A 24963-nucleotide genomic window follows, 5' to 3' on the forward strand; every position below is an offset into this window, starting at 1 on the left:
GCCTCCTGGTCACGCCGCCGATCAGCAAGGACCCCATGCATGAATGCCGCAGACGCACAGAAACTAGCCCGTCGCTTTATCGAACTGCCGCAGGACAAACGCCGTTTGTTTCTCGCCGGCATGGCCCGCGAAGGCATCGATTTTGCGCAGCTTCCCATGACCGCCTGTGACGGCATCGCCGAGCGTGACGGCCTGTCTTATGCCCAGCAGCGGATGTGGTTTCTCTGGCAACTGGACCCGCACAGTGCTGCTTACAACTTGCCGATGGCCGTGCGCCTGACGGGCGATCTGCAAGCGCAGGCGCTGGAGCAGGCATTCAGCCTTTTGGCGGCGCGGCATGAGTGCCTGCGCACCACCTTCGGTCAGGAAGGCGAGCGCGCTTTTCAGCGCGTCGCCGAGCCTCAGCCTCTGAAGCTGGCTATCACCGATCTGAGTGCCGTCCCCGAGGCCCAGCGTTGGCCTCTGGCGCAGCAGCACATGATGGCCGAGGCCACGCAGGCGTTCGACCTGGAAAACGGCCCGCTGCTGAGCCTGCGCCTGTTGCGTCTGGCCGAGCAGGAGCACGTGCTGCTGTTGACCTTGCACCACATCATTGCCGATGGCTGGTCGATGAATATTCTCATCGACGAGTTCATGCGCACCTACGACGCCCTGGTCGCGAGGCGCGAACCATCGTTGCCGGCACTCACCGTGCATTACCGCGATTACGCGCTGTGGCAGCGCAGTTGGCTGGAGGCGGGCGAGCGCGAGCGGCAACTGGATTACTGGCGCGCGCAATTGGGTGACGAACACCCGGTGCTTGAATTGCCGACTGACCGCGCCTATCCGGCGCAATCAAGTCATCAGGGGGCGCGGCTGGAAACGGTCATCGACGCAGCGCTGCGCCAGGAACTGAAAAGCCTCGCCCAGCGTCAGGGCGTAACCCTGTTCGTGGTGCTGTTGGCCGCGTTCAAAACCTTATTGCATCGCTACAGCGGCCAGACCGACATTCGTGTCGGCGGGCTGATCGCCAACCGCACCCGCAGCGAAACCGAAGGCCTGATCGGCTTCTTCGTCAACACGCAAATCCTGCGCAGCGAAGTCACCGCGCAAACGCGTTTTGCCGATCTGTTGCAGAACCTGCGTCAAGCCGCGCTCGGTGCTCAGGTTCATCAGGAGCTGCCGTTCGACGCGTTGATCGAAGCCCTGCAACCGGCGCGCAGCCAAAGCCACAATCCGCTGTTCCAGGTGATGTTCAACCACCAGCCGCTGGTGACCGATTTGCAGCATGTGCAACTGGAATCGGGGTTGCAGGTCGGCTATTTGACTGAAGAGCAACTGGCCGGCAGCGGTCGCCAACATGCCGCTACCAGTGACCTGATGCTCGACACCCGCGAGGAGGGCGAGCAACTGTTCGCTGCCTTCACCTACGCCACCGATATTTTTGACGCCGCGACCATCGCCGCGATGGCCGGACATTGGCGCAACATTCTGGCCTCAGTGTGCCGTGACCCTCAGCAATTGATCAGCGAAGTTGCGCTGCTGGCGGACGTCGAGCACGCGCAGTTGATTCAGAGCACCGAGGCCGAACCGCTATTCGCCAGCGTGCAAACACGCTTCGAAGCACAAGTAGCGCGAACGCCGCAGGCAGCGGCGGTGATCCTCGCGACCGAGCCGTCGCCGTCACTCAGCTACGCCGAGTTGAACACCCGCAGCAATCGTCTGGCCCACCAGTTACGCGCTCGCGGTGTCGGCCCTGACGTGCTGGTCGGTGTGGCGCTGGGGCGCTCGCTGGAACTGGCGGTGGCGCTGCTGGCAGTGCTCAAGGCTGGCGGCGCTTACGTGCCGCTGGATCCGCAAACACCGGCCGAACGTTTGCGCCATGTGCTCGATGACAGTGGCCTGAAACTGCTGCTGACCGATCGCGAGAGCCTCGCCAGCCTGCCGGCTCTCGACGGTGTCGACTGCCTGTGTCTGGAGCAGTTGGCCGATGACGGGCAGGTCGACAATCTTTCGGTGACGGTCGAGGCGCAAAACCTCGCCTACGTGATCTACACCTCAGGCTCGACCGGGCGCCCGAAAGGCGTGGCGATCAGTCACGGCGCGTTGAGCGAGTTCATCGACCGCGCCATCGATTACAGCGAACTGCGTGAAGGCGACCGGGTCCTGCAATTCGCCACCAGCAGTTTCGACGGCTTCGTCGAGCAGTTTTTCCCGCCACTGTGCCACGGCGCTGCTGTCGTGCTGCGTGATGCGCGGTTGTGGGACAGCGCGGCGTTGCATCAGGTCATCCTCGAACACGGCATCACCCTGGCCGACTTGCCCGCCGCTTACTGGTATTGGCTGGTGCAGGAATACGCCGCCAACCCACCGAGCGGTTTCGCTGCGTTGCGGCAGATTCATGTCGGCGGCGAAGCCATGGCGGTGGACGGTTTGCGTCTATGGCAACAGGCCGGGTTGGGCCATGTGCGATTGCTCAATACCTACGGGCCCACCGAGGCCACGGTGGTTTCGACCATTCATGACTGCACGGCACTGACGGCGGACGCCGTGTCGTGGCGCGGCATCCCGATCGGCCAAGGTCTCGACGCGCGTCGTTTGTACGTGCTGGACGATGATTTGAACCTGCTGCCGCAAGGTGCGGTGGGCGAGTTGTATATCGGCGGACCGGGCCTGGCGCGTGGCTATCACCGTCAGCCGATGCTCAGCGCCGAGCGCTTTATCGCTGATCCGTTCGCTGACGGCCAGCGCCTGTACCGTACCGGCGACCGCGCCCGACTACGCGCCGATGGTGCGTTGGAGTACGTCGGTCGGGTCGATCATCAAGTGAAGATTCGCGGCTTCCGTATCGAGCTGGGCGAAATCGAATCGCGCCTGCAACAGTGCCCGGGCATCCGCGAGGCGGTGGTGCTGGCGGTGCCGCTCAGTGGTGGCTTGCAACTGGTGGCCTACGTGGTCAGCGATCAGGCCGTGCTCGACAGCGCGGCGACGCAAGCGGCGTTCCGTCAGCAAATCCGCGCGGCGCTGCAAGCCGATCTGCCGGACTACATGGTGCCGGGCCATCTGCTGTTGCTGGCGAACCTGCCGCTGACGCCGAGCGGCAAACTTGATCGCAAGGCTTTGCCCGCACCGGATTGCGCGCAGTTGCAGGGCGACTATCGCGCCCCGCAATCGGACGCCGAGCAGTGTCTGGCGCAGATCTGGGCGGATGTCCTGCAAGTGTCGCGGGTGGGTCTGGACGATCACTTTTTCGAATTGGGTGGCCACTCGCTGTTGGCCGCGCAAGTCATCGCCCGGGTGAAAAACCTGCAGGGCGTGGTGTTGCCGCTGCGCAGCCTATTCGAGAAACCGGTTCTGGCCGATCTGGCGGCAATGCTTGCGCAACTGGCTGACGGCGCAACGAACGACGACTGGTCCGACATGGATCAGTTCATGAATGCTTTGGAAGGAGAGGAAGTATGAGCGGCACCATGGCGGAGCGCATCGCGAAAAGGTTCGTCGGCTTGCCGCTGGAACAGCGTCGGCTGTTTTTGGCCAAGCTGCGTGAAGACGGCAAGGACTTCAGCCTGTTGCCGCTGCCGGTCAGTCGTCACGATGTCGCGCAGATTCCGTTGTCGTTTGCCCAGCAGCGCCTGCTGTTTCTCTGGCAGCTCGAACCGCAGAGTGCCGCTTACAACATGGCCGCCGGCTTGCGCTTGAATGGGCGTCTGGACGAATCGGCGTTGCAGCGTTCGTTCGATTATCTGGTGGCGCGTCACGAAGTTCTGCGCACGGTGTTCCAGACCGACGGTGATCAGCCGCATCAAGTGATCCTTGAGCAACAGCCGTTGACACTGGAACGCATCGACCTGACGAGCCTGCCGCCGTCAGAGCGCGAGCCTGCCTTGGCGCAACAGGTGCAGACCGTCACGGCGCGGCCGTTCGATTTGCGCCACGGGCCGCTGTTGCGTGCCAGCCTGTTTGCGCTGGCCGAAGAAGAATTCGTGTTAGTGGTGAGCATGCACCACATCGTCTCCGACGGTTGGTCGATGGACGTGATGGTCAAGGAATTCGTCCAGTGCTACCAGGCCTTCAGCCTTGAACGCGAGCCGCAATTGCCGGCACTGACGCTGCAATACGCCGACTACGCGATCTGGCAGCGGCGCTGGCTGGAAGCCGGCGAGGGCGAACGGCAACTCGATTACTGGCGCCAGCAACTGGGTGAAGAGCATCCGCTGCTGGAAGTGGCGCCGGACTTTGCCCGTCCTGTGACGCAAAGCTTCGAGGGCCAGACCCTGAGTTTTGATTTCGGTGCGCCGTTGTCCCTGCAACTCAACGCCTTTGCCCGTAGCCAGGGCATCAGTCTGTTCATGCTGGTGCTGGCCGGGTTCTCGCTGTTCCTGTCGCGGCAGGCCGGGCAGCGCGACATTCGTGTCGGGGTGCCGAATGCCAACCGTGGCCGTGCTGAGGTCGAAGGGCTGATCGGCTTTTTCGTCAACACTCAGGTGCTGCGATGCGAGGTGGACGAGCGCGGCAGTTTCGAGGATTTGCTGGCGCGTGTACGTGAAGCCGCGTTCGGTGCCCAGGCGCATCAGGAACTGCCGTTCGAGCAACTGGTGGACGAGTTGGTGGCTGAACGCACCCTAGGCCACAACCCGTTGTTCCAGGCCAAGTTCAACCAGAACGTCGGCATGCAGAAGCAGCGTTCGATGGCCCTGCCAGGGCTGAGCGTGGCGGAATATCCGCTGGACAAGGACGGTACTCATTTTGATCTGGCGCTGGACATCACCGATGACGGCACGCTGATTCATGGCCAGATGACCTATGCCAGCGACCTCTATCGCCCGCAGACGGTCGAGGGTTTTGTGCCGGCCTTGCTCGGCTTGTTCAGCGAGTTGTTGAAAGCGCCGCAAGCGCCACTGCACCGCGTTGCGGTGACCTTGCCGGCGCCACTTCCGGCACCCGCCGCGCCGGCGCTGTCGGTGTTGCAGCATTGGGATCGTGAAGTTGCCCGCCAGCCTGAAGCGCCGGCCGCCCGCGACCTGAATCAGGTCTTGAGTTATCGGGTACTGGATCAGGCGGCCAATCGTCTGGCCCATCATCTGCTGGCGCAGGGCGTGAACGTCGGCGAGCCGGTGGCGGTGCTGATGGAGCGCTCGCTGGACTGGCTGACCTGTGTGCTGGCGGTGTTCAAGGCCGGCGCGGTGTACATGCCGCTGGACGTCAAGGCGCCGGACGCACGTTTGCAGCAGATGCTCGGTGCGGCGCAGGCGCGGCTGTTGTTGTGCATCGAAGGCGATGCGCGCGTGTCCGGGTTGGCGGTTGACGGCTGTCGGGGCATCGCGTTCGCAGCGCGGCAGTGGCAGTCAATGCCGGACACCTGTCCGGCCGTGGCGTTGTGCGCTCAATCAGCGGCGTACGTGATTCACACCTCCGGCTCCACCGGGCAGCCCAAAGGCGTACTGGTCAGCCACGGCGCGCTGGGCAGTTATGTCCGCGGTGTGCTGGAGCGACTGGCGCCGGCGGCGGACAGCAGCATGGCGCTGGTCTCGACCATTGCTGCGGATCTGGGTTTCACCGTGCTGTTCGGCGCGCTGTGTTCCGGGCGCCTGTTGCATGTCTTGCCGGAAGAGCTGGGTTTCGATCCGGACCGGTTTGCCGATTACATGGCAACGCACCAGGTGGGCATGCTGAAAATCGTCCCCGGTCATCTGGCCGCGTTGTTGCAGGCCGCAAGGGCAGCCGACGTGCTGCCGCAACACGCGCTGATCGTCGGCGGCGAGGCGTGCTCGCCGGCGCTGGTGGAGCGCGTGCGTCAGCTCAAACCGGGCTGCCGCATCATCAACCACTATGGGCCGAGCGAAACCACGGTGGGCGTGTTGGCCCATGAAGTCGCTGATCTGACGCTCACCCGCAGCGTGCCGGTCGGTAGCGCACTGACCGGCGCTCACGTCTACGTGTTCGACGATGTCCTGAACAACGTCGCCGATCAGGTGGCTGGCGAGTTGTATATCGGTGGCGACAGCGTGGCGCTGGGCTACCTGAATCAGCCGGGGCTGACCGCCGAGCGCTTCCTGCCCGATCCATTCGGCACGCCGGGTGCGCGGGTGTATCGCAGCGGCGACCGGGTACGCCGCAATCGTCAGCAAACGGTGGAATTCATCGGCCGCGCCGACGATCAGGTCAAGGTGCGCGGCTATCGCGTGGAGCCGGCGGAAGTGGCGCGCGTGCTGCTCGGGCTCGACGGCGTCAGTGAAGCGGCGGTGCTGGCGTTGTCACTGGATGACGACCCGACGCGTCTGCAACTGGTCGCGTGGTGTGTGCCGGTCGCGGGCACTTCGTTAGCGGCACAGGCGCTGCGCGAGCAATTGCAGGCGTGCCTGCCGGATTACATGGTGCCGGCGCAGATCGTCCTGCTCGAGCAACTGCCGCTGACGGCCAACGGCAAACTCGACAAGCGTGCCTTGCCGGTGCCGGGCGTGGTCACTCAGCACTTCGTCGCGCCGCAAGGTGAAGTCGAAGAGAAACTCGCGGCAATCTGGGCCGATGTCCTCAAGCTTGAGCGCGTCGGCAGCACCGACAACTTCTTCGAGCTGGGCGGTGATTCGATCCTCAGCCTGCAAATCATTGCCCGGGCCAAACGCCAGGGCATCAAGCTGAGCCCCAAGCAACTGTTCGAAAAACAGACCATCGGCCAATTGGCCGCCGTGGCCAAACTGATCGAAGCCAAACCCGTTGCGGCTGCGGCGCCGGCAGCTCGCGGACCGTTGCCATTGTTGCCGATTCAGGCACGGTTCTTCGAAACCCCGATCGCCCAGCGTCAGCACTGGAACCAGTCGGTGATGTTGCAACCGACCACGCTGCTCGACGCCGCTCACCTACGCACAGCGCTGGCGGCGCTGATCGAACAGCACGACGCGTTGACGCTGAATTTCCAGGCATCCGGCGACGTGTGGCAGGCAACGCCGCAGACCCAGCGTGATCCAGAGCAGTTGTGGGTCCGTGAGCTGGACAGCCTGAACGCGCTGCCTGCGCTTGCTGATGAAGCCCAGCGCAGTCTGAATCTGCAACAAGGCCATTTGCTGCGGGCGGTGCTTGTGAACCTGCCGAACGCCGAGCAACGCTTGTTGCTGGTCATCCACCACTTGGTGATCGACGGCGTGTCGTGGCGCATTCTGCTGGAAGATCTGCAGCACGCTTACACCGCGCTGGCGGCGGGTACGCCGCTGGTTCTGCCGGGCAAAAGCAGCTCGCTGCACAGCTGGGCCGAGCATCTGCACCGTTACGGGCAGAGCGCAGCGCTGGCCGCTGAGAGCGCCTACTGGCGCCAGACCCTGGAGGCCGGCGACGCACAACTGCCGCGCGATTTTCCGCAGGACACGCAGACCCGCGAACAGGCCGCCCACGCCAGTTCGCGCCTGAGCCAGGCGCTGACCCACAAGCTGTTGAAAGTGGCACCAGCGGCGTATCGCACGCAGATCAACGACCTGTTGCTGACGGCGCTGGCGCGGGTGTTGTGCGACTGGAGCGAACAGCCGTCGGTATTGATTCAGCTCGAAGGTCACGGACGTGAAGACCTGTTCGACGACATCGACCTGAGCCGCACCGTAGGCTGGTTCAGCAGCCTGTTCCCGGTGCGCCTGACCCCCGAGGCAACGCCGGGTGCGTCGCTGTGCGCGATCAAGGAACAATTGCGTGCGGTGCCGGGCAAAGGCATCGGCTTTGGTGTGCTGCGCTACTTGAGCCGTTGCGCCGAGTTGCAGGCATTGCCGCAGCCGCGCGTGACGTTCAATTATCTCGGCCAGTTCGACGGCGCGTTCAACGCTGACGCCGGCGCGCTGTTCGTGCCCAGCGGTGAAAGCACCGGGGCCAACCAGGACGCAGCCGCGCCGTTGGGTAACTGGCTGAGCGTTGACGGTCAGGTCTACGGCGGTGAGCTGGAATTGACCTGGACCTTCGGCACCGGCATGTATCGCGCAGAAACCGTCGAGGCGCTGGCCGAGGCCTATCGTCGTGAGCTTGCGCGTTTGATCGAACACTGCTGCGACAGTGGCGAGGCGGCTGTCACGCCGTCGGACTTCAGTCTGGCAACGCTGACCCAGGCACAACTCTCGGCATTGCCTATTCCGGCCCGCGACATCGTCGACCTCTATCCGCTGTCGCCGATGCAGCAGGGCATTCTGTTCCACAGCGTCAACGATCCGCACAGCCCGGCCTACACCAACCAATTGCGCGTCGATGTGCAACATCTCGATGCCGAGCGCTTCCATCAGGCCTGGCAGCAAACCGTTGATGCTCACGAAATCCTGCGCACGGCATTTGTGTGGCCACAGGATGCCGCCGCTGCGGTGCAAGTGGTGCGCCAGAGTGCGCAGATGCCATGGCGCGTGCAGGACTGGCGCGGTCGCCATGACCTCGGCACGGCACTGGATCAACTGGCCGGCGAAGATCTTGCCAGCGGTTTCGACCTGACCGGTGCGCCGCTGTTGCGGGTGACCCTGGTGCGCACGGATGAGGCGACGCACCACCTGATCTACACCTGCCATCACATCCTCATGGACGGCTGGAGTACGTCGCAGTTGTTCGGCGAAGTGCTGCAGCGTTATGCCGGCATGACCCCGGCGGCCGGGCAGGGGCGTTATCGCGATTACATCGAATGGCTGGGGCAGCGCGATCAGCAGGCCAGTCGCGATTTCTGGACGACAGCCCTTGCGGACCTTGATGAGCCGACGCGTCTGGCCAGTGCCTTGTCCGGCGCGCAGCAAGTGGCCAGCGGTTACGCCGATCACGAGCATGTATTCAGTGAGACGTTGACGGCGGATCTGAACCGTTTTGCCCGCGAGCAGAAAGTCACCCTCAACACCTTGGTGCAAGCGGCGTGGCTGGTACTGTTGCAGCGTTACACCGGGCAGGACAATGTGGCATTCGGCGCGACGGTCGCCGGGCGCCCGACGGATTTGCCGGGCGTCGAGCAACAGATCGGTCTGTTCATCAACACTTTGCCGGTGGCGGCGGCGCCCTCCGCTGAGATGGTCGTCAGCCAGTGGCTGCAACAGGTGCAGGACGTCAATCTGGCGCTGCGCGAGCATGAGCACACACCGCTCTACGACATTCAGCGTTGGGCCGGTGCGGGTAACGGGGCGTTGTTCGACAGCATTCTGGTGTTCGAAAACTACCCGATGGCCGAAGCCCTGCAACAAGGCCCGGCGACCGGTCTGACGTTCTCGGCGATTCGTCGTCAGGAACAGACCAACTACCCGCTGACGCTGGTGGCGGTCACCGGTCGCGAGCTGAGTCTGGGGATCAGTTATGACCAGGCCAGTTTCGCTGCGACCGCGATCAGCGCGTTGAGCGCACAACTCGAAAGCCTGCTCACGCAGTTCCTCGCCGATGCCACGCAACCACTGGGTGCGCTGCAATTGCTCGCAGAACCGCAGCGGCAACAGGCCATCGATTGGGGCAAGGCCGACGTCACGGCAACGGATGCCCGCACGGTGCTGGAACACCTCGCCGCGCAGGTGCAGCGTCAGCCACAAGCACACGCGGTGCTGTTCGCCGAGCAACAGATCGATTACCAGAGCCTCGATGCCCGGGCCAACCGCCTGGCGCACAAGCTGCAAACGCTGGGCGTCGGTCCGGAGGTGCGTGTCGGGGTGTGCATGCGGCGCACGCCGGACATGCTCGTCGCGCTGCTGGCGATTCTCAAGGCCGGTGGTGCCTATGTGCCGCTGGATCCGGACTATCCGCAGGAACGCTTGCTGCACATGCTCGACGACAGCCGCGCCGCCGTGCTGATCACCGAGCCCGCCGCACTGGCGCTGTTGCCACAAAACTTGAGCGCTGAGGTGCTGTTGGTGGAAGAGGGCGCCTTGAGCGCGTTCCCGATCACCGCACCGCAGGCGAATGTCACCGCGCAGAATCTGGCCTATGTCATCTACACCTCGGGCTCGACCGGTAAACCGAAAGGCGTGGCGATCACCCACGGCAACCTGTCGGCGCTGATTCAGTGGTCGGCCGGGGTCTATCGCGAAGAACAGTTGCGCGGCGTGCTGGCGTCGACGTCGATCTGTTTCGACCTGTCGGTCTGGGAAATCTTCGTCACCCTCGCTTGCGGTGGCTGCCTGGTGCTGGCGGACAACGCGCTGGCACTGGCCGATTTGCCGGCTCGCGAACAGGTCACGCTGATCAACACGGTGCCGTCGGCGATTGCCGCGCTGCAACGTGCCGGACAGATTCCGCATTCGGTCGCGACCATCAATCTGGCCGGTGAGCCGCTCAAGCAAAGTCTGGTCGACACCTTGTACGCGAGCACCTCGGTGCAGCAGGTCTACGATCTGTACGGGCCGTCGGAAGACACCACCTATTCGACCTTCACCCTGCGCACGCCGCAAGGGCAGGCGAACATCGGCCGACCGCTGCAAAACACTGTGGCCTACTTGCTCGACAGCCAATTACAAGTGTTGCCGAGCGGCGTGCCCGCCGAGCTGTACCTGGGCGGAGCCGGTGTGACCCGTGGCTATCTGATGCGCGCCGCGCTGACCGCCGAACGCTTTGTGCCGAACCCGTACGCCAGCAACGGCGAGCGGCTGTACCGCACCGGCGATCTGGTGCGTCAGGGCCGTGACGGCAATATCGAGTACATCGGTCGGGCCGATCATCAGGTGAAGATTCGCGGCTTCCGTATCGAACTCAGCGAGATCGAAGCGCGGCTGCTGGAGCAGGACGAGATCCGCGAAGCCGTGGTCCTCGCTCAGGACGGTGCCGCCGGCAAACACCTGCATGCCTATGTGGTGGCGGCGCAGGCAGTGACCGATCAGACGGTGTTGGCGGAACGCCTGCGCAACGCGCTGGCCAGTCGCTTGCCGGCGCACATGGTGCCGGGCCACTTGCATTTGATCGACGCCATCCCGTTGACCCCCAACGGTAAGCTTGATCGCAAGGCGTTGATGGCTCTGGGCGACAGCCCGACGCAGCAGCACTATCAGGCGCCGCAAAGCGATTTGCAGTGGGAAGTGGCGACGATCTGGCAGGAAGTGCTGGAGGTCGAGCAGGTGGGCCTTGCCGACAACTTCTTCCAGCTCGGCGGGCACTCGTTGCTGGCCACGCTGGTGGTGACCCGGATCAAGGAGCGTCTGGGCGACAAGGTGCCGCTCAAGGAATTGTTCGAAACCGATACCCTCAAGGCGTTCTGCGCGCGAATCGAGGCCTTGCGCGTCGAAATGTCGCCCGTTCAGGATGAATTGGCTAAATCCCTGGAGGCCCTCAAACGTCTATCCCTCGATGATCTGGAAAAACTGATTTCTTGAGAGGGAAAAACGCGTGCAAGAGTTAATCGAGTCGGTAGGACAACTTTCGGCTAAGCAAAGAAAGGCTCTGGCGGTTCTGCTCAAGCAGAAAGGCGTCAACCTCTTTGACATTGCCCCGGTTTTCAAGCGCACGGCTGAAGAGCCGTTGCTGCTGTCCTACGCTCAGCAGCGCCAGTGGTTTCTCTGGCAATGGGCGCCGCACAGCGCGGCCTACAACATTCCGACGGCCCTGCGTTTGCGGGGGCCGCTGGATGTGACCGCGCTGGAGCGCAGCGTCCAGGCGCTGATCGAGCGACACGAAACCTTGCGCACGGTGTTCACTCAGGAAACCGCGCAACCCTTGCAAGTGGTCCTGCCTGCAGGCCCCTTTGCACTGGAGATCCATCAACTGAGCGCTGAGCTGGCGAACGACCCGGATGCCTCTATCCAGGCGTTCGTGCAGACTCAGAGCCAGAAAACTTTCGACCTGCAGCATGGCCCGCTATTGCGCGCAGCGCTGCTGCAAGTCACCCCGAATGACCACGTGCTGGTGCTGACCCTGCACCACATCGTCTCCGATGGCTGGTCGCTGCAAGTGATGATCGAGGAACTGGTGCAGTTGTACGCCGGTTTCAACCTCGGTCACGACGCCGGTCTGCCGGCCTTGCCGATTCAGTACGCCGACTACGCCCTGTGGCAACGGCAGTGGATGGAGGCCGGTGAGCAGGAGCGGCAACTGGCTTACTGGCAGGAGAAACTCGGTGGCGAGCAACCGGTGCTGGAACTGCCGATGGATCGCCCGCGTTCCATCGAGCAAAGCTTCGCCGGCGCCAGTCACAACCTGATTCTCGACCCGGCGCTGAGCAATGCGCTCAAGGCCTTCGCCCGTCAGGAAAACGTCACCCTTTTCGTGGTCTTACTGGCCTCGTTCCAGGCCTTGTTGCACCGTTACAGCGGTCAGGCCGATATCCGCGTCGGCGTGCCGAATGCCAACCGTGGCCGGGTGGAGATTGAGCGGCTGATCGGCTTCTTCGTCAACACTCAGGTGCTCAAGGCCGACATTGATGGGCAGATGCCTTTTGTCGATCTGCTGCGTCAGGTCAAACAGACCGCGCAGGAGGCGCAAGCCCATCAGGATTTGCCGTTCGAGCAACTGGTGGAAGCGCTGGAGCCGGGCCGCAGCCTCAGCCACAGCCCGCTGTTCCAAGTGATGTTCAACCATCAGGCCGAGCGCCGTGCGAGCGTCGAAACCCGTTTGAATGGCCTGAGCATCGAACCGCTGGAATGGCAAAGCCAGACCGCGCAGTTCGACCTGACCCTCAACACCACCGAACAGGCGCATGGCATTGAAGCGGTGCTCAAGTACGCCACGGATCTGTTCGACGCGGCGACCATCGAGCGTCTGGCGCAGCACTGGAACGCGCTGCTGCGGGCCATCGTTGCCGAGCCGACGCAGCGCATCGGCCAGTTGCCGATGCTCGATGCCGGTCAACAGCAACAATTGCTCGCGCAGTGGAATCCTGAGCGCATCGAGCAACCGCTGTCGCAGTGCATCCATCAAGCCATCGAAGTGCAGGCCGAGCGTCATCCCGACGCGGTCGCCGTGACTTATTCCGGGCAGCGCCTGACATACGCCGAACTCAATCGCCGCGCCAACCAGTGGGCGCATACGCTGATCGGCCGTGGCGTGGGGCCGGACGTGCGCGTTGGCGTCGCGGTCGAACGCTCGCTGGACATGATCGTCGCCATCCTCGCCGTGCTCAAGGCCGGTGGTGCTTACGTGCCGCTGGACCCGAGCTATCCGGATGATCGCTTGAGCTACATGATCGAGGACAGCGGCATCAACCTGCTGTTGACCCAAGGCCATCTGCTCGCGCAACTGCCGGTGCCGCCGGGACTGGCGTGCCTCGATCTGGATCAGGCGCCGGAACATGGCAACGAAGCCAACCCGGTCTGCCTGACCACACCGGACAGTCTGGCGTACGTCATCTACACCTCGGGTTCCACCGGTAAACCGAAAGGCGCGTTGCTGCCGCACGGCAACGTTATGCGCCTGTTCAGCGCCACCGAGCACTGGTTCGATTTCGGCCCGCAGGACAGCTGGACGCTGTTCCATTCCTACGCCTTCGACTTCTCGGTCTGGGAGATTTTCGGTGCGCTGTTGTACGGCGGCAAACTGGTGGTGGTGCCCCATGACATCAGCCGTTCCCCGGAAGATTTCTACACCCTGTTGTGCGATGAAAACGTCACCGTGCTGAACCAGACGCCGTCGGCGTTCAAGCCATTGATGCAGATCGCCAGCGAGTCGCCACGCAATAACGCATTACGCTACGTGGTGTTTGGCGGCGAGGCGCTGGAAGTGCAGAGCCTGCGCCCGTGGTTCGAACGTTTCGGCGACCGCGCACCGACACTGATCAACATGTACGGGATCACCGAAACCACGGTGCACGTGACCTATCGTCCATTGTCGATGGACGATCTGCAGCAAAGCCACAGCAGCCCGATTGGCGAGCCGATTGTCGACCTGTCGTGGTACTTGCTCGACAGCTCGCTGAACCTGGTACCGCAAGGCTGCATCGGTGAGTTGTACATCGCCGGTGCCGGTCTGGCCCGGGGTTACCTGAATCAGGCCGGCATGACCGCCACGCGATTCGTTCCCGATCCATTCAATCCGCAGGCCGGCGGGCGGCTGTATCGCACCGGCGACCTGGCGCGGCTGCGTGGCGACGGCGTGATCGAGTACATCGGCCGGATCGATCATCAGGTGAAGATCCGCGGCTTCCGTATCGAACTGGGCGAAATCGAAGCGCAACTGCTCAAGCACCCTGACGTGCGCGAAGCGGTGGTGCTGGCGGTCGACGGTCTCAGCGGTCAGCAACTGGCGACCTGGATCGTCGCCAACGAGGTGCTGGACGCCGAAGGGCAGGGCGCACTGCGTGATTCGATCAAGGCGCATTTGCGCGAAACCCTGCCGGATTACATGGTCCCGGTCAGTTGGGCGTTCCTTGAGCGCCTGCCGCTGACGGCCAACGGCAAACTCGATCGCAAGCAACTGCCGCACCCGGAAGTTGCGCAAGTTCAGGAAGCCTATGCCGCGCCGCGTAACCAACTGGAGCAGCGTCTCGTCGAGATCTGGCAGGACGTGTTGAAGGTCGAGCGTGTCGGGCTCAATGACAACTTCTTCGAGCTGGGCGGCGATTCGATCATTTCGATTCAGGTGGTCAGCCGCGCCCGTCAGGCGGGCATTCGCTTTACCCCCAAAGACATCTTTCAGCATCAGACCGTGCAACGTCTGGCGACCGTCGCGCAACAGAGCGACGCGGTGCAGATGCAGCAGGGTGATGTGCTCGGCGACGCGCTGCTGACACCGATCCAGCATTACTTTTTCAACAGCGACATCCCGGCGCGGCATCACTGGAACCAGTCGATCCTGCTGACCCCGGCCACCGCGCTGCAACCGGCGCCGCTGGAGCAGGCGCTGTTGCACCTGCAACGTCATCATGACGCCTTGCGCCTGCGTTACCGCCAGACCGACGATGGCTGGCAGCAGAGCCACGCACCTGCGAATCAGGCGCAAGCCCTGCTGCGCACGGTCGCGCTGGACGACAGCGCTGCATTGCCAGCGCTTTGCCTGGACTTGCAACGCAGCCTCGATCTGCTCGATGGCCCGCTGATTCGCGCGGTTTTGGTCGACTTGCCGGACGCCAGTCAGCGTCTGCTGCTGGTGATCCATCACCTGGTGGTCGATGGCGTGTCATGGCGGATCTTGCTGGAAGACCTGCAAACCGCCTATCAACAACTGAGCTGCGGTCAGGTGGTGCGTCTGCCGGCCAAGACCAGTGCGTTCAAGGATTGGGGCGAGCGTCTGCAAAGTCATGCCCGCAGCGCCGAACTGGAAAGCGAACTGAATTACTGGCGCGGGCAACTGCGCGATGTTTCCGTCGAACTGCCGCTGGACAATCCGCAGGGCCAGTTGAGCAACCGTTTCGAACGCAGCGTCGATACGCGTCTTGATGCCGAACGCACCCGTCAGTTGCTGCAACAGGCGCCGGCGGTTTATCGCACCCAGGTCAACGACCTGCTGTTGACCGCGTTGGCCCGTGTGTTGTGTCAGTGGACCAACACCGACAGTGCCTTGGTGCAACTGGAAGGTCACGGTCGTGAAGACCTCTTCGATGACGTCGATCTCAGCCGCACGGTGGGCTGGTTCACCAGCATGTTCCCGGTGCGCCTGACCCCGGACGCAAGTCTCGAAACCTCGATCAAAGGCATCAAGGAGCAACTGCGCGCGATCCCCAACAAAGGCATCGGCTATGGTTTGCTGCGTCATCTGGGCAGCGCCGAGTCGCAAGCGGCATTGAACGAACTGGCGCAACCGAAGGTGACGTTCAACTACCTCGGCCAGTTCGACAACAACTTCGATGACGACGCCCTGTGGGTTCCGGCCACCGAAGACAAGGGCGCCGGCCAGGACGAAAACGCGCCGATGGCCAACTGGCTGACCATTGATGGCCGGGTCTATCAGGGCCAGTTGAGCCTGACCTGGACCTACAGTGGCGATGTGTTTGAGGAAAGCACCATCAACGCCCTGGCCCGCGCTTATGAAGTGGCGCTGGGAGAATTGATCGACCATTGCCTGAACCATCCGAGTGGCGGTTTGACGCCGTCGGATGTGCCGTTGGCCGGGTTGTCGCAGGCGCATCTGGACAGCCTGCCGATGGCTGCCCAGCGGATCGAGGACATTTATCCGCTGGCGCCGATGCAGCAAGGCATTCTGTTCCACAGCCTGTACGACGCCGATGCCAGCGCCTATGTCTATCAGATGCTGCTCGACATCGACGGCCTCGACGTGGCGCGTTTCCAGCAGGCCTGGCAACGCGTGGTGGATCGCCATGAAGTGTTGCGCGCAGGTTTCATCTGGGGCCGCGACGGTCTCGATGCGCCACTGCAGGTGATCAATCGCCAGTTGACCCTGGAAATGCCGGAAGTGGATGTGCGCGGTGTAACGGACCTGCCGGCCGTGCTCGAAGCGCGGGCGCAGGCCGACCGTGAACGCGGCTTCGATCTGCAGAATCCGCCGCTGCTGCGTCTGTGCCTGCTGCGCACGGCCGATGACCGCCACCGTCTGATTTTCACCTGCCACCACATCCTTATGGATGGCTGGAGCAACTCGCGGATGTTCGGCGAGGTATTGCAGGATTACGCCGGTCAGCCGGTGCCGAGCGCGCAGGGCCGTTACCGTGATTTCCTGGTCTGGCTGCAAGGTCAGGACAAGGCCGCCGCAGAGAATTTCTGGCGCGGGCAACTGGCCGAACTGGACGAGCCGACCCGGCTGGCTTCAGCCTGCCACGGGCGTACGGTGCCGGGCCCGGGCAAGCAAATGCATCGCCTGCATTTCGACGCAGCCTTCACTCAGCGCCTGAACAGTTTCTCCCGTCAGCAGCAAGTGACCCTCAACAGTCTGGTGCAAGCCGCTTGGCTGTTGGTGTTGCAGCGCTACACCGGCCAGGCCACCGTAGCGTTTGGCGCCACGGTGTCCGGGCGTCCGGTGGATCTGCCGGGCATCGAGCAACAATTGGGACTGTTCATCAACACCTTGCCGGTGATCGCCAGCCCGCACGCCACGCTCAGCGTCGGCGACTGGGTACGCAGCGTGCAGGACAAGAACCTGTTGCTGCGTGACTACGAGCAGACCCCGTTGCAGGACATCCAGCGTCTGGCTCAGTTGAGCGGCGAAGCGCTGTTCGACACGTTACTGGTGTTTGAAAACTATCCGGTGTCCGAAGCGCTGGAAGCCAGTCCGGGCGGACTGCGTTTCGCCGGTCTGGAGCACCGCGAGCAAACCAACTACGGTCTGACCCTGATCGCCGGGGCCAGCGACGTGTTGAACCTGGACTTCAACTACCTCACCGAGCACTTTGCCGAACACAGCGTGCTGGGCCTGGCAGGCCATCTTGAGGAAGTGCTGCGGCAGTTCATCGAGGTGCCACAACGTCTGCTTGGTGAGATCGGCCTGTTGCCTCTCGCCGAACGCCAGACCTTGGCGCAATGGAACGACAATCAGGGCGCGTATCCCGCTGAACGACTGATCCCGCAGAGTTTTGAACTGCGTGTCGCAGCCCATCCGCAAGCACCGGCACTCAGTCACGCCGGCACCGCCATGAGCTATGCCGAACTCAATCAACGTGCCAACCAACTGGCGCATCATCTGCTGGCCTTGGGTGTCGGTGCGGAAGTCCGCGTGGGCGTGGCGATGCCGCGTTCGGCGGAGCTGGTAATCGCCTTGATGGCGGTGCTCAAGGCCGGTGGCACCTATGTGCCGCTGGACCCGGATTATCCGGCTGATCGCGTGGCCTACATGCTCGACGACAGTCAGGCGAAAGTCTTGCTGACGCAGCAGTCGCTGCTGGCACAACTGCCGCAGACGGATGCGCAGGTGGTACTGGTCGAGGCGGGTGGTGAGGCATTTGCCGAGCAGTCTTCCGATAATCCGGGTGTGCGCGGCGACTCCGCCAATCTGGCCTACGTGATCTACACCTCCGGTTCCACCGGCAAGCCGAAAGGCGTGGCCATCGCCCACCGCAACGTGCAGGCGCTGATTCACTGGTCCGCCGAGGTCTATAGCGAAGACGATCTGCAAGGTGTGCTGGCGTCGACGTCGGTGTGCTTCGACCTGTCGGTGTGGGAGATTTTCGTCACCCTCGCACGCGGCGGTTCGCTCGTCATGGCACGCAATGCCCTGGAGCTGCCGGACTTGCCCGAGCGCGATCAGGTGCGTCTGATCAACACCGTGCCGTCGGCTATTGCCGCGCTGCAACGCACCGGGCAAATCCCGCCGGGCGTGCGCATCATCAACCTCGCCGGTGAGCCACTGAAGCAAAGTCTGGTCGACACGCTCTACCGCGAAACCGCGGTGGCGCATGTCTATGATTTGTACGGCCCGTCGGAAGACACCACGTATTCGACCTGCACCCGCCGTGAACTCGGTGGCCAAGCGAACATTGGCCGGCCGCTGGTCAACACCACGGCGTACTTGCTCGACGGCCAATTGCAACAAGCGCCGATTGGCGTGGCGGCGGAGCTGTATCTGGCCGGCGACGGCATCACCCGTGGATATCTGTTCCGCCCGGGCCTGACCGCTGAACGTTTCCTGCCCAATCCATTCTCGACCACTGGCGAGCGCATGTACCGCACCGGCGACCTGACCCGCTTCAGCGATGACGGCCGGATCGAATACGTCGGCCGCATTGATCATCAGGTCAAGGTGCGTGGCTTCCGTATCGAACTGGGTGAAATCGAAGCGCGTTTGCTTGCCCATAACTGCGTGCGTGACGGTGTGGTGTTGGCGGTGGATGGCAACAGTGGTCAGCAACTGGTGGCGTATGTGGTGCCAAGTGATAGCGGCCTCAGTCTCAAAGAACAGGACGACTTGAGTGGAGCGCTGCAGACTGCCCTCAAGGCGCATCTGCCAGACTACATGGTGCCGGCGCAGTGGTTGTTCCTTGAACAACTGCCGTTGACGCCGAATGGCAAACTCAATCGCAAGGCGCTGCCGGCACCGGATGCCAGTCAGTCGCAGCGCGATTATGTGGCGCCTCGCACCGCGCTGGAACAGCAGATTGCCGGGATCTGGCAGGACATTCTGAAACTCGAACGGGTCGGCTTGACCGACAACTTCTTCACCCTTGGTGGCGATTCGATCATCTCCATTCAGGTGGTGAGCCGGGCTCGTCAGCAGGGAATCAGCTTCACACCCAAGGATCTGTTCCAGCAGCAGACCGTCCAGGGGCTGGCCACTGTCGCGCAGATCGGCAAAGCCCTGACGCCAACCGATCAAGGCCCGGTGACAGGTGAGACACCATTGCTGCCAATTCAGCAATGGTTCTTCGAACAGCCCTTGCCGCAACGCCATCACTGGAATCAGTCGGTGCTGCTCAAACCGTTAAACCCTCTGGTGGCCGAGACGCTTGAACAGGCCTTGCACGCGCTGATCGATCATCACGACGGCCTGCGCCTGGGCTTTACACAAACGCCATGCAGCTGGTCGGCGAGCTATCGAAACGTGGAGCAACAGCGCCTGTCACCGTTGTGGCAGGAAACGGTCAGCGATGCCGCCCACCTGGAACGCGTCGCCGAACAAGCCCAGCGCAGCCTGGATCTGCAACAAGGCCCGTTGTTGCGCGCGGTGTTGTTGGATTTGCCTGAGGGCGAACAGCGCTTGTTGTTGATCGTTCACCACCTGGTGGTCGACGGTGTGTCTTGGCGGATTCTGCTGGAGGACTTGCAGGGCAGCTACCGTCAGTTACTGGCCGGCGAATCGTTGGCATTGGCGGCCAAGACCACGTCCTTCAAGCATTGGGCGGAGCAATTGGAACGTCACGCCCGCAGTGAATCGCTGCTTGGGCAACTGCCTTACTGGCAGGCGCAGCGCTCGGACGACGCGCCGCTACCGCAAGATAACCCTCAGGGCAGCTTGCAAAGTCGCCATGCCATGACGCTTTACAGTCGCCTGAACGCAACCTTGACCCGACGACTGCTGCAACAGACCCCGGCGGCTTACCGCACACAGGTAAACGACCTGCTGCTGACGGCGCTGGCACGGGTGATCGCCCGCTGGAGCGAACAGTCGTCGGTGCTGATTCAGCTCGAAGGCCATGGTCGTGAAGATTTGTTCGACGGACTCGATCTGACCCGCACAGTCGGCTGGTTCACCAGCCTGTTTCCGGTCAAATTGACTCCGACCCAGGAGCTGGCCGGCTCGATCAAGCAAATCAAGGAGCAACTGCGCGCGATTCCGGATCGTGGCATTGGATACGGTGTGCTGCGTTATCTGGGGGACGAGGCTTGCCAGGCGTCGCTGCGGACCCTGCCGACACCGCGTATCACCTTCAATTATCTGGGCCAGTTTGACGGTAGCTTCGATAGCCAGAGCGGTGCCTTGTTTGTGCCGGCCGATGAGTTCAAGGGCGCAGAACACAGTAACGATGCGCTGCTGGGGAATTGGCTGACGCTCAATGGCCAAGTGTACGGCGGCGAGTTGAGTGTCGGCTGGTCATTCAGCACGCACATGTTCAACGTCTCGACCATCGAACACCTGGCCGAAGAGTACGGCCGGGAGCTGGAACTGCTGATCGAGCATTGTTGCCAGCCGGACAGCCACGGCGTCACGCCTTCGGACTTCCCGCTGGCGCAGCTGGATCAGGCCCGACTGGACGCCTTGCCGGTAGCCCCGTCCCGGATCGAAGACATTTATCCGCTGTCGCCGATGCAAGAGGGCATGCTGTTCCATACCTTGTCGGACAATGGTTCCAGCCTGTACGTCAATCAGATCAGTTTGCCGGTGGGCGGTCTGGATGTTGAGCGTTTCCGCAAGGCCTGGGAGGCGGTCATCGAGCGTCAGGCCATCCTGCGCACCAGCTTCCATTGGCACGATGGCTTGGCCAAACCGCTGCAAGTTGTCCAGCGTCAGGCGACGCTCGATTTGCAGGTGCTCGACTGGCGCGATCGCGACGCCAGCGAGGCAGACATCGCCGCGCGGGCCGCCGAGGACCGCGCGCGAGGCTTCGAGCTGACCCAGGCGCCACTGCAGCGAGTGCTGTTGATTCGCAGCACTGAAGATCAGTATCAGATGGTCTGGACCAGTCACCACATCCTGATGGACGGCTGGAGCAGCTCGCGGCTGTTTGGTGAGGTGATCCAGCACTACGCCAAGGGTGAAATCAGCGCTGAGAACGGTCGCTACCGCGACTTTATCGCCTGGTTGCAAGCCCAGGACCAAGATGCCCGGGAGCTGTTCTGGAAAGCCCGGCTGGCCCCGGTCACTGAGGCGACGGCGTTGAGCCAGGCCATCCATCCTCGGCATGTGTCGGATGAACCCGGCCACAATGCCATTTACTCGCGTTGGGACATGCAACAGACCGGTCGTCTGCTGCAGTTCTGTCGCGATCTGCGGATTACGCCGAACACGTTGATCCAGGGCGCATGGTTGCTGCTGTTGCAGCGCTACACCGGAAAAAACACCGTGACCTTTGGTGCCACGGTTTCCGGGCGTCCCGAGAGTTTGCCCAATGTCGGCAACATGCTGGGTCTGTTCATCAACACGTTGCCGATCATTCAGACGCTGGAACCGGATCAGCCCCTGGCAGACTGGCTGAACCGGATCCAGGCCTACAACCTGGATATACGCGACCATTCCCAGGTTCCGCTGGCAGACGTGCAACGCTGGTCCGGCCTGGGCGGGCAGGCGCTGTTCGACAGCATCATCGTGTTCGAGAACTACCCGATCGATGATCGCCTGCAAGAGGACAACGATACCGGCCTGAGCTTCGGCAAATCCATCGGGCATGACGTGACGAACGTGCCGATGGACCTGGCGGTGATGCTCGGCGACGAACTGTCGATTGAATACCTGTACCTGCGCAGCCACTTCAGTGCCGAGGCGGTGGAAGGCATTCGCCTGACCCTGGAAAACACCCTTGAGGCGATGATGCGCGCGCCTTACGAACGCCTGGGTAACCTGCAGCGTCTGTCGCTTGAACAATGGCAGGCGATGCAAGCCTGGAGCGCCGAACCGGCGGCGGAGCACCAATCGCAGCTGTTGCCGGAGCTGATCAGCCGACACGTACTGAGTCAGCCCGAGGCCATTGCGGTGCAATGCGCCGGGCTGAGCCTTAGCTACGGCGAGCTGGAACGACGGGCCAACCGTCTGGCCCATTGCTTGATCGAGCATGGCGCGGGGCCGGAAGTAGTGATCGGCGTGGCACTGCCGCGCTCACTGGAAATGGTCGTCAGCTTCCTCGCCGTGCTCAAAAGCGGCGCAGCGTATGTGCCGCTGGACATCGATTACCCGCCGGAGCGTCTGGCGTACATGATCGAAGATTCCGGCATGGCGCTGCTGCTGACCCAGAGCAGCCTGCGGGCGGCGTTGCCGGCGCCCGAAGGCCTGTTGCGCCTTGAGCTGGATCACCTCGACGAATCCCGCTATGGCGATGAAGCGCCGGTGCGTCGCGTGCTGGAGCAAGGGCTGGCCTATCTGGTTTACACCTCGGGTTCCACCGGACGGCCAAAAGGCGTGGCAGTTACTCACGGACCACTGAGCATGCACTGTCAGGCCATCGCCAAACTGTATGAAATGGACAACCGCAGTTGCGAGCTGCACTTCATGTCGTTCGCTTTCGACGGTGCTCATGAGCGCTGGTTGAGTACGCTGTACAGCGGCGGCCGGCTGGTGGTGCGCGACGGTTGCCTGTGGACGCCGGAGCAGACCTATCAGGCGTTGCACGAGTACGGCGTGACCATCGCCTGCTTCCCGCCGGCTTACCTCAAGCAACTGGCCGAGTACGCCGCCGCCAGCGCAATTGCACCGCCACCGGTGCGCATCTATTGCTTCGGCGGCGATGCGGTGCCGGACCAGACTTTCGAACAGGTCAAGGCGGCGCTGCGTCCCGAGTACTTCACCAACGGCTACGGCCCGACGGAAACCGTGGTCACGCCGATGCTGTGGAAAGTGCCGGTGAGCCAGCAGTGTGAAGCAGCCTATGCGCCGATCGGCCGAGCGGTGGGTGCGCGTTCGCTGTATGTGCTGGATGAAGAACTGAATCCGCTGCCGCCAGGTTTCGCCGGCGAGTTGTACATCGGTGGCTATGGGGTTGCCCGTGGTTACCATGGGCGGCCAGACCTGACCTGCGAACGCTTCGTGCCCAATCCGTATGCCAGCGGCGAGCGGCTGTACCGCACCGGCGATCTGGTGCGTTTGCGCCAGGACGGCGTGGTCGATTACGTCGGTCGCATCGACCATCAGGTCAAAGTGCGCGGGTTCCGTATCGAACTCGGTGAAGTCGAGGCCAGCCTGCGGCAACTGGCGCAGGTCAGCGACGCCTTGGTGATCGCCCGGGACAATGCCTCCGGCAAGCAACTGATCGGTTACGTCGTCACCGACGCCGGCCAGCAACTGGGTGAAGAACTCAAGGCCGGTCTGCGCAGCACCTTGCCGGAATACATGGTGCCGGCGCAGATCGTCTGCCTCAGTGCCTTCCCGATCACTCCCAACGGCAAGCTCGACCGCAAGGCATTGCCCGAGCCGGAATTCAAAAGCGAGGAATACGTTGCCCCGCGCAATCAGCAGGAAGAGTTACTGGCGCAGATCTGGTCGCAGGTGTTGCAGGTGGAGCAGGTCGGTATCAGCGACAACTTCTTCGAACTGGGCGGCGACTCGATCCTGAGCCTGCAAGTGATTTCCCGGGTCAGGAACCACCCGACCCTGCAGATGGACCTCAAGCTGCGCGATCTGATGCGCTATCAGACCATTGCTGGCATCGTCGAGCAGGACGTGGTGAAGGCCGTCACCGCGCAACCGTCGGTGGACCTCACCCATGTGGCCAGTGAAGGGTTGTTCAATCTGCTGCCGATTCAGGAGTGGTTCTTTGGCGAAGGCATGGCCGAGTCTCATCACTACAACCAGTCGTTTTTGCTGAGTGCGCGTCAGACGCTGGATCTGGATGCCCTGGAACAGGCGTTGGGCTGGATCGAAAACCATCACGACGCCTTGCGCCTGCGCTTCTGTCAGGAAGGCGGGCGCTGGTTGCAGCGCTATGCCGCACCAACCGAGCGCCGCGAAACGTTGCTGTGGCGCCGTGAAGTCGAGAGCAGCGAGCAGGTCGAGGCCTTGGCGAACCTCACTCAGCGCAGCCTCAAACTCGATGATGGACCGGCTTGGCGTGTGGTGCACATCGCCTTGCCGGACGGCCAGGCGCGGCTGTTGATGGTTATCCACCATCTGGTGGTCGACACCGTGTCGTGGCGGATTTTGCTCGACGACTTGAAGGTCGCCTACGAGGCTTGCGTGATCGGCATCGAACCGCAATTGCCGATCCGTACCAGCAGCTATCGCGCATTTGCCGAAGCCCTGCAGGAGCAGGCGACGATCATTGCCGAGCAGGAATTGGGTTACTGGCTGGAGCAATTGGATCAGCCGGGCATCGATCTGCCATGCGACAACCGTCGCGGCAAGAATCAGGTGCGTCACCAGGCTCAGGCGCGACTCAAGTTGTCCCGCGAGCATACCGAGCAGTTGCTCAAGCAGGCACCGGCGGTCTATCGCACGCAGATCAACGATTTGCTGCTGTCGGCCCTGAGCCGGGCGTTGTGTCGCTGGAGCGAACAGCCGTCGGCGTTGATCTTGCTGGAAGGGCACGGCCGCGAGGACCTGTTCGAGAACATCGATCTGAGTCGCAGCCTGGGCTGGTTCACCAGCATGTTCCCGGTCCGGCTCACTCCCGATAGCGCGGACATCGGTGCGTCGATCATCAACGTGCAGGCGCAGTTGGCGGCCATTCCGCAGAAAGGAATCGGCTACGGGGTGTTGCGTCACTTGGCCGGCCCGCAACTGGCCCGCCAATTGGCCGACCTGCCGCAGGCACGGGTGACGTTCAACTATCTGGGGCAGTTCGACCAGAGCTTCGATGAGCACGCCTTGCTGGTGCCGGCGCTGGAAGAAACCGGCGACAACTACAGCCTGCAAGCCAATCTGGGCAACTGGCTGGAGGTTGTCGGCCAGGTGTACGACGGTCAGTTGGCGCTGCGTTGCATCTACAGCACTCAGCGTTATCGGGCCAGCACTATGGAGTCGTTCATGCAGGATTATCAGCGCGAGCTTGAGGCGTTGATCGAGCATTGCATGGCGCGGGTGGGCTGAGAGCCGGGGTTTTAATCATTGCAGGGG

Annotated in this window: 3 protein-coding genes; all 3 read left to right on the forward strand. The window is 62.7% G+C overall.

From position 1 onward, the window contains the following. Window positions 1-39 precede the first annotated feature (39 nt). Genes KI231_RS09800 through KI231_RS09810 form a run of 3 tightly spaced genes read left to right on the forward strand, consistent with a single transcriptional unit; the run spans window position 40 to window position 24936 of the window. On the forward strand, window positions 40-3441 hold the full coding sequence (locus KI231_RS09800; RefSeq protein ID WP_213028103.1) for a non-ribosomal peptide synthetase: 3402 nt from the start codon (window positions 40-42) through the stop codon (window positions 3439-3441). Next, on the forward strand, window positions 3438-11264 hold the full coding sequence (locus tag KI231_RS09805; RefSeq protein WP_213028104.1) for a non-ribosomal peptide synthetase: 7827 nt from the start codon (window positions 3438-3440) through the stop codon (window positions 11262-11264). The genes KI231_RS09800 and KI231_RS09805 overlap by 4 nt, the downstream gene beginning before the upstream one ends. A 13-nt stretch (window positions 11265-11277) precedes the next feature. After that, on the forward strand, window positions 11278-24936 hold the full coding sequence (locus tag KI231_RS09810; protein WP_213028105.1) for a non-ribosomal peptide synthase/polyketide synthase: 13659 nt from the start codon (window positions 11278-11280) through the stop codon (window positions 24934-24936). Window positions 24937-24963 lie beyond the last annotated feature (27 nt).

This window comes from Pseudomonas sp. Seg1, assembly GCF_018326005.1.
In the GTDB taxonomy this organism is placed as follows: domain Bacteria; phylum Pseudomonadota; class Gammaproteobacteria; order Pseudomonadales; family Pseudomonadaceae; genus Aquipseudomonas.

Bases quoted from the DNA above. Each gene is read 5' to 3' on its own strand.
- KI231_RS09800 (WP_213028103.1), top strand. From the start codon at position 40: ATGAATGCCGCAGACGCACAGAAACTAGCCCGTCGCTTTATCGAACTG.
- KI231_RS09805 (WP_213028104.1), top strand. From the start codon at position 3,438: ATGAGCGGCACCATGGCGGAGCGCATCGCGAAAAGGTTCGTCGGCTTG.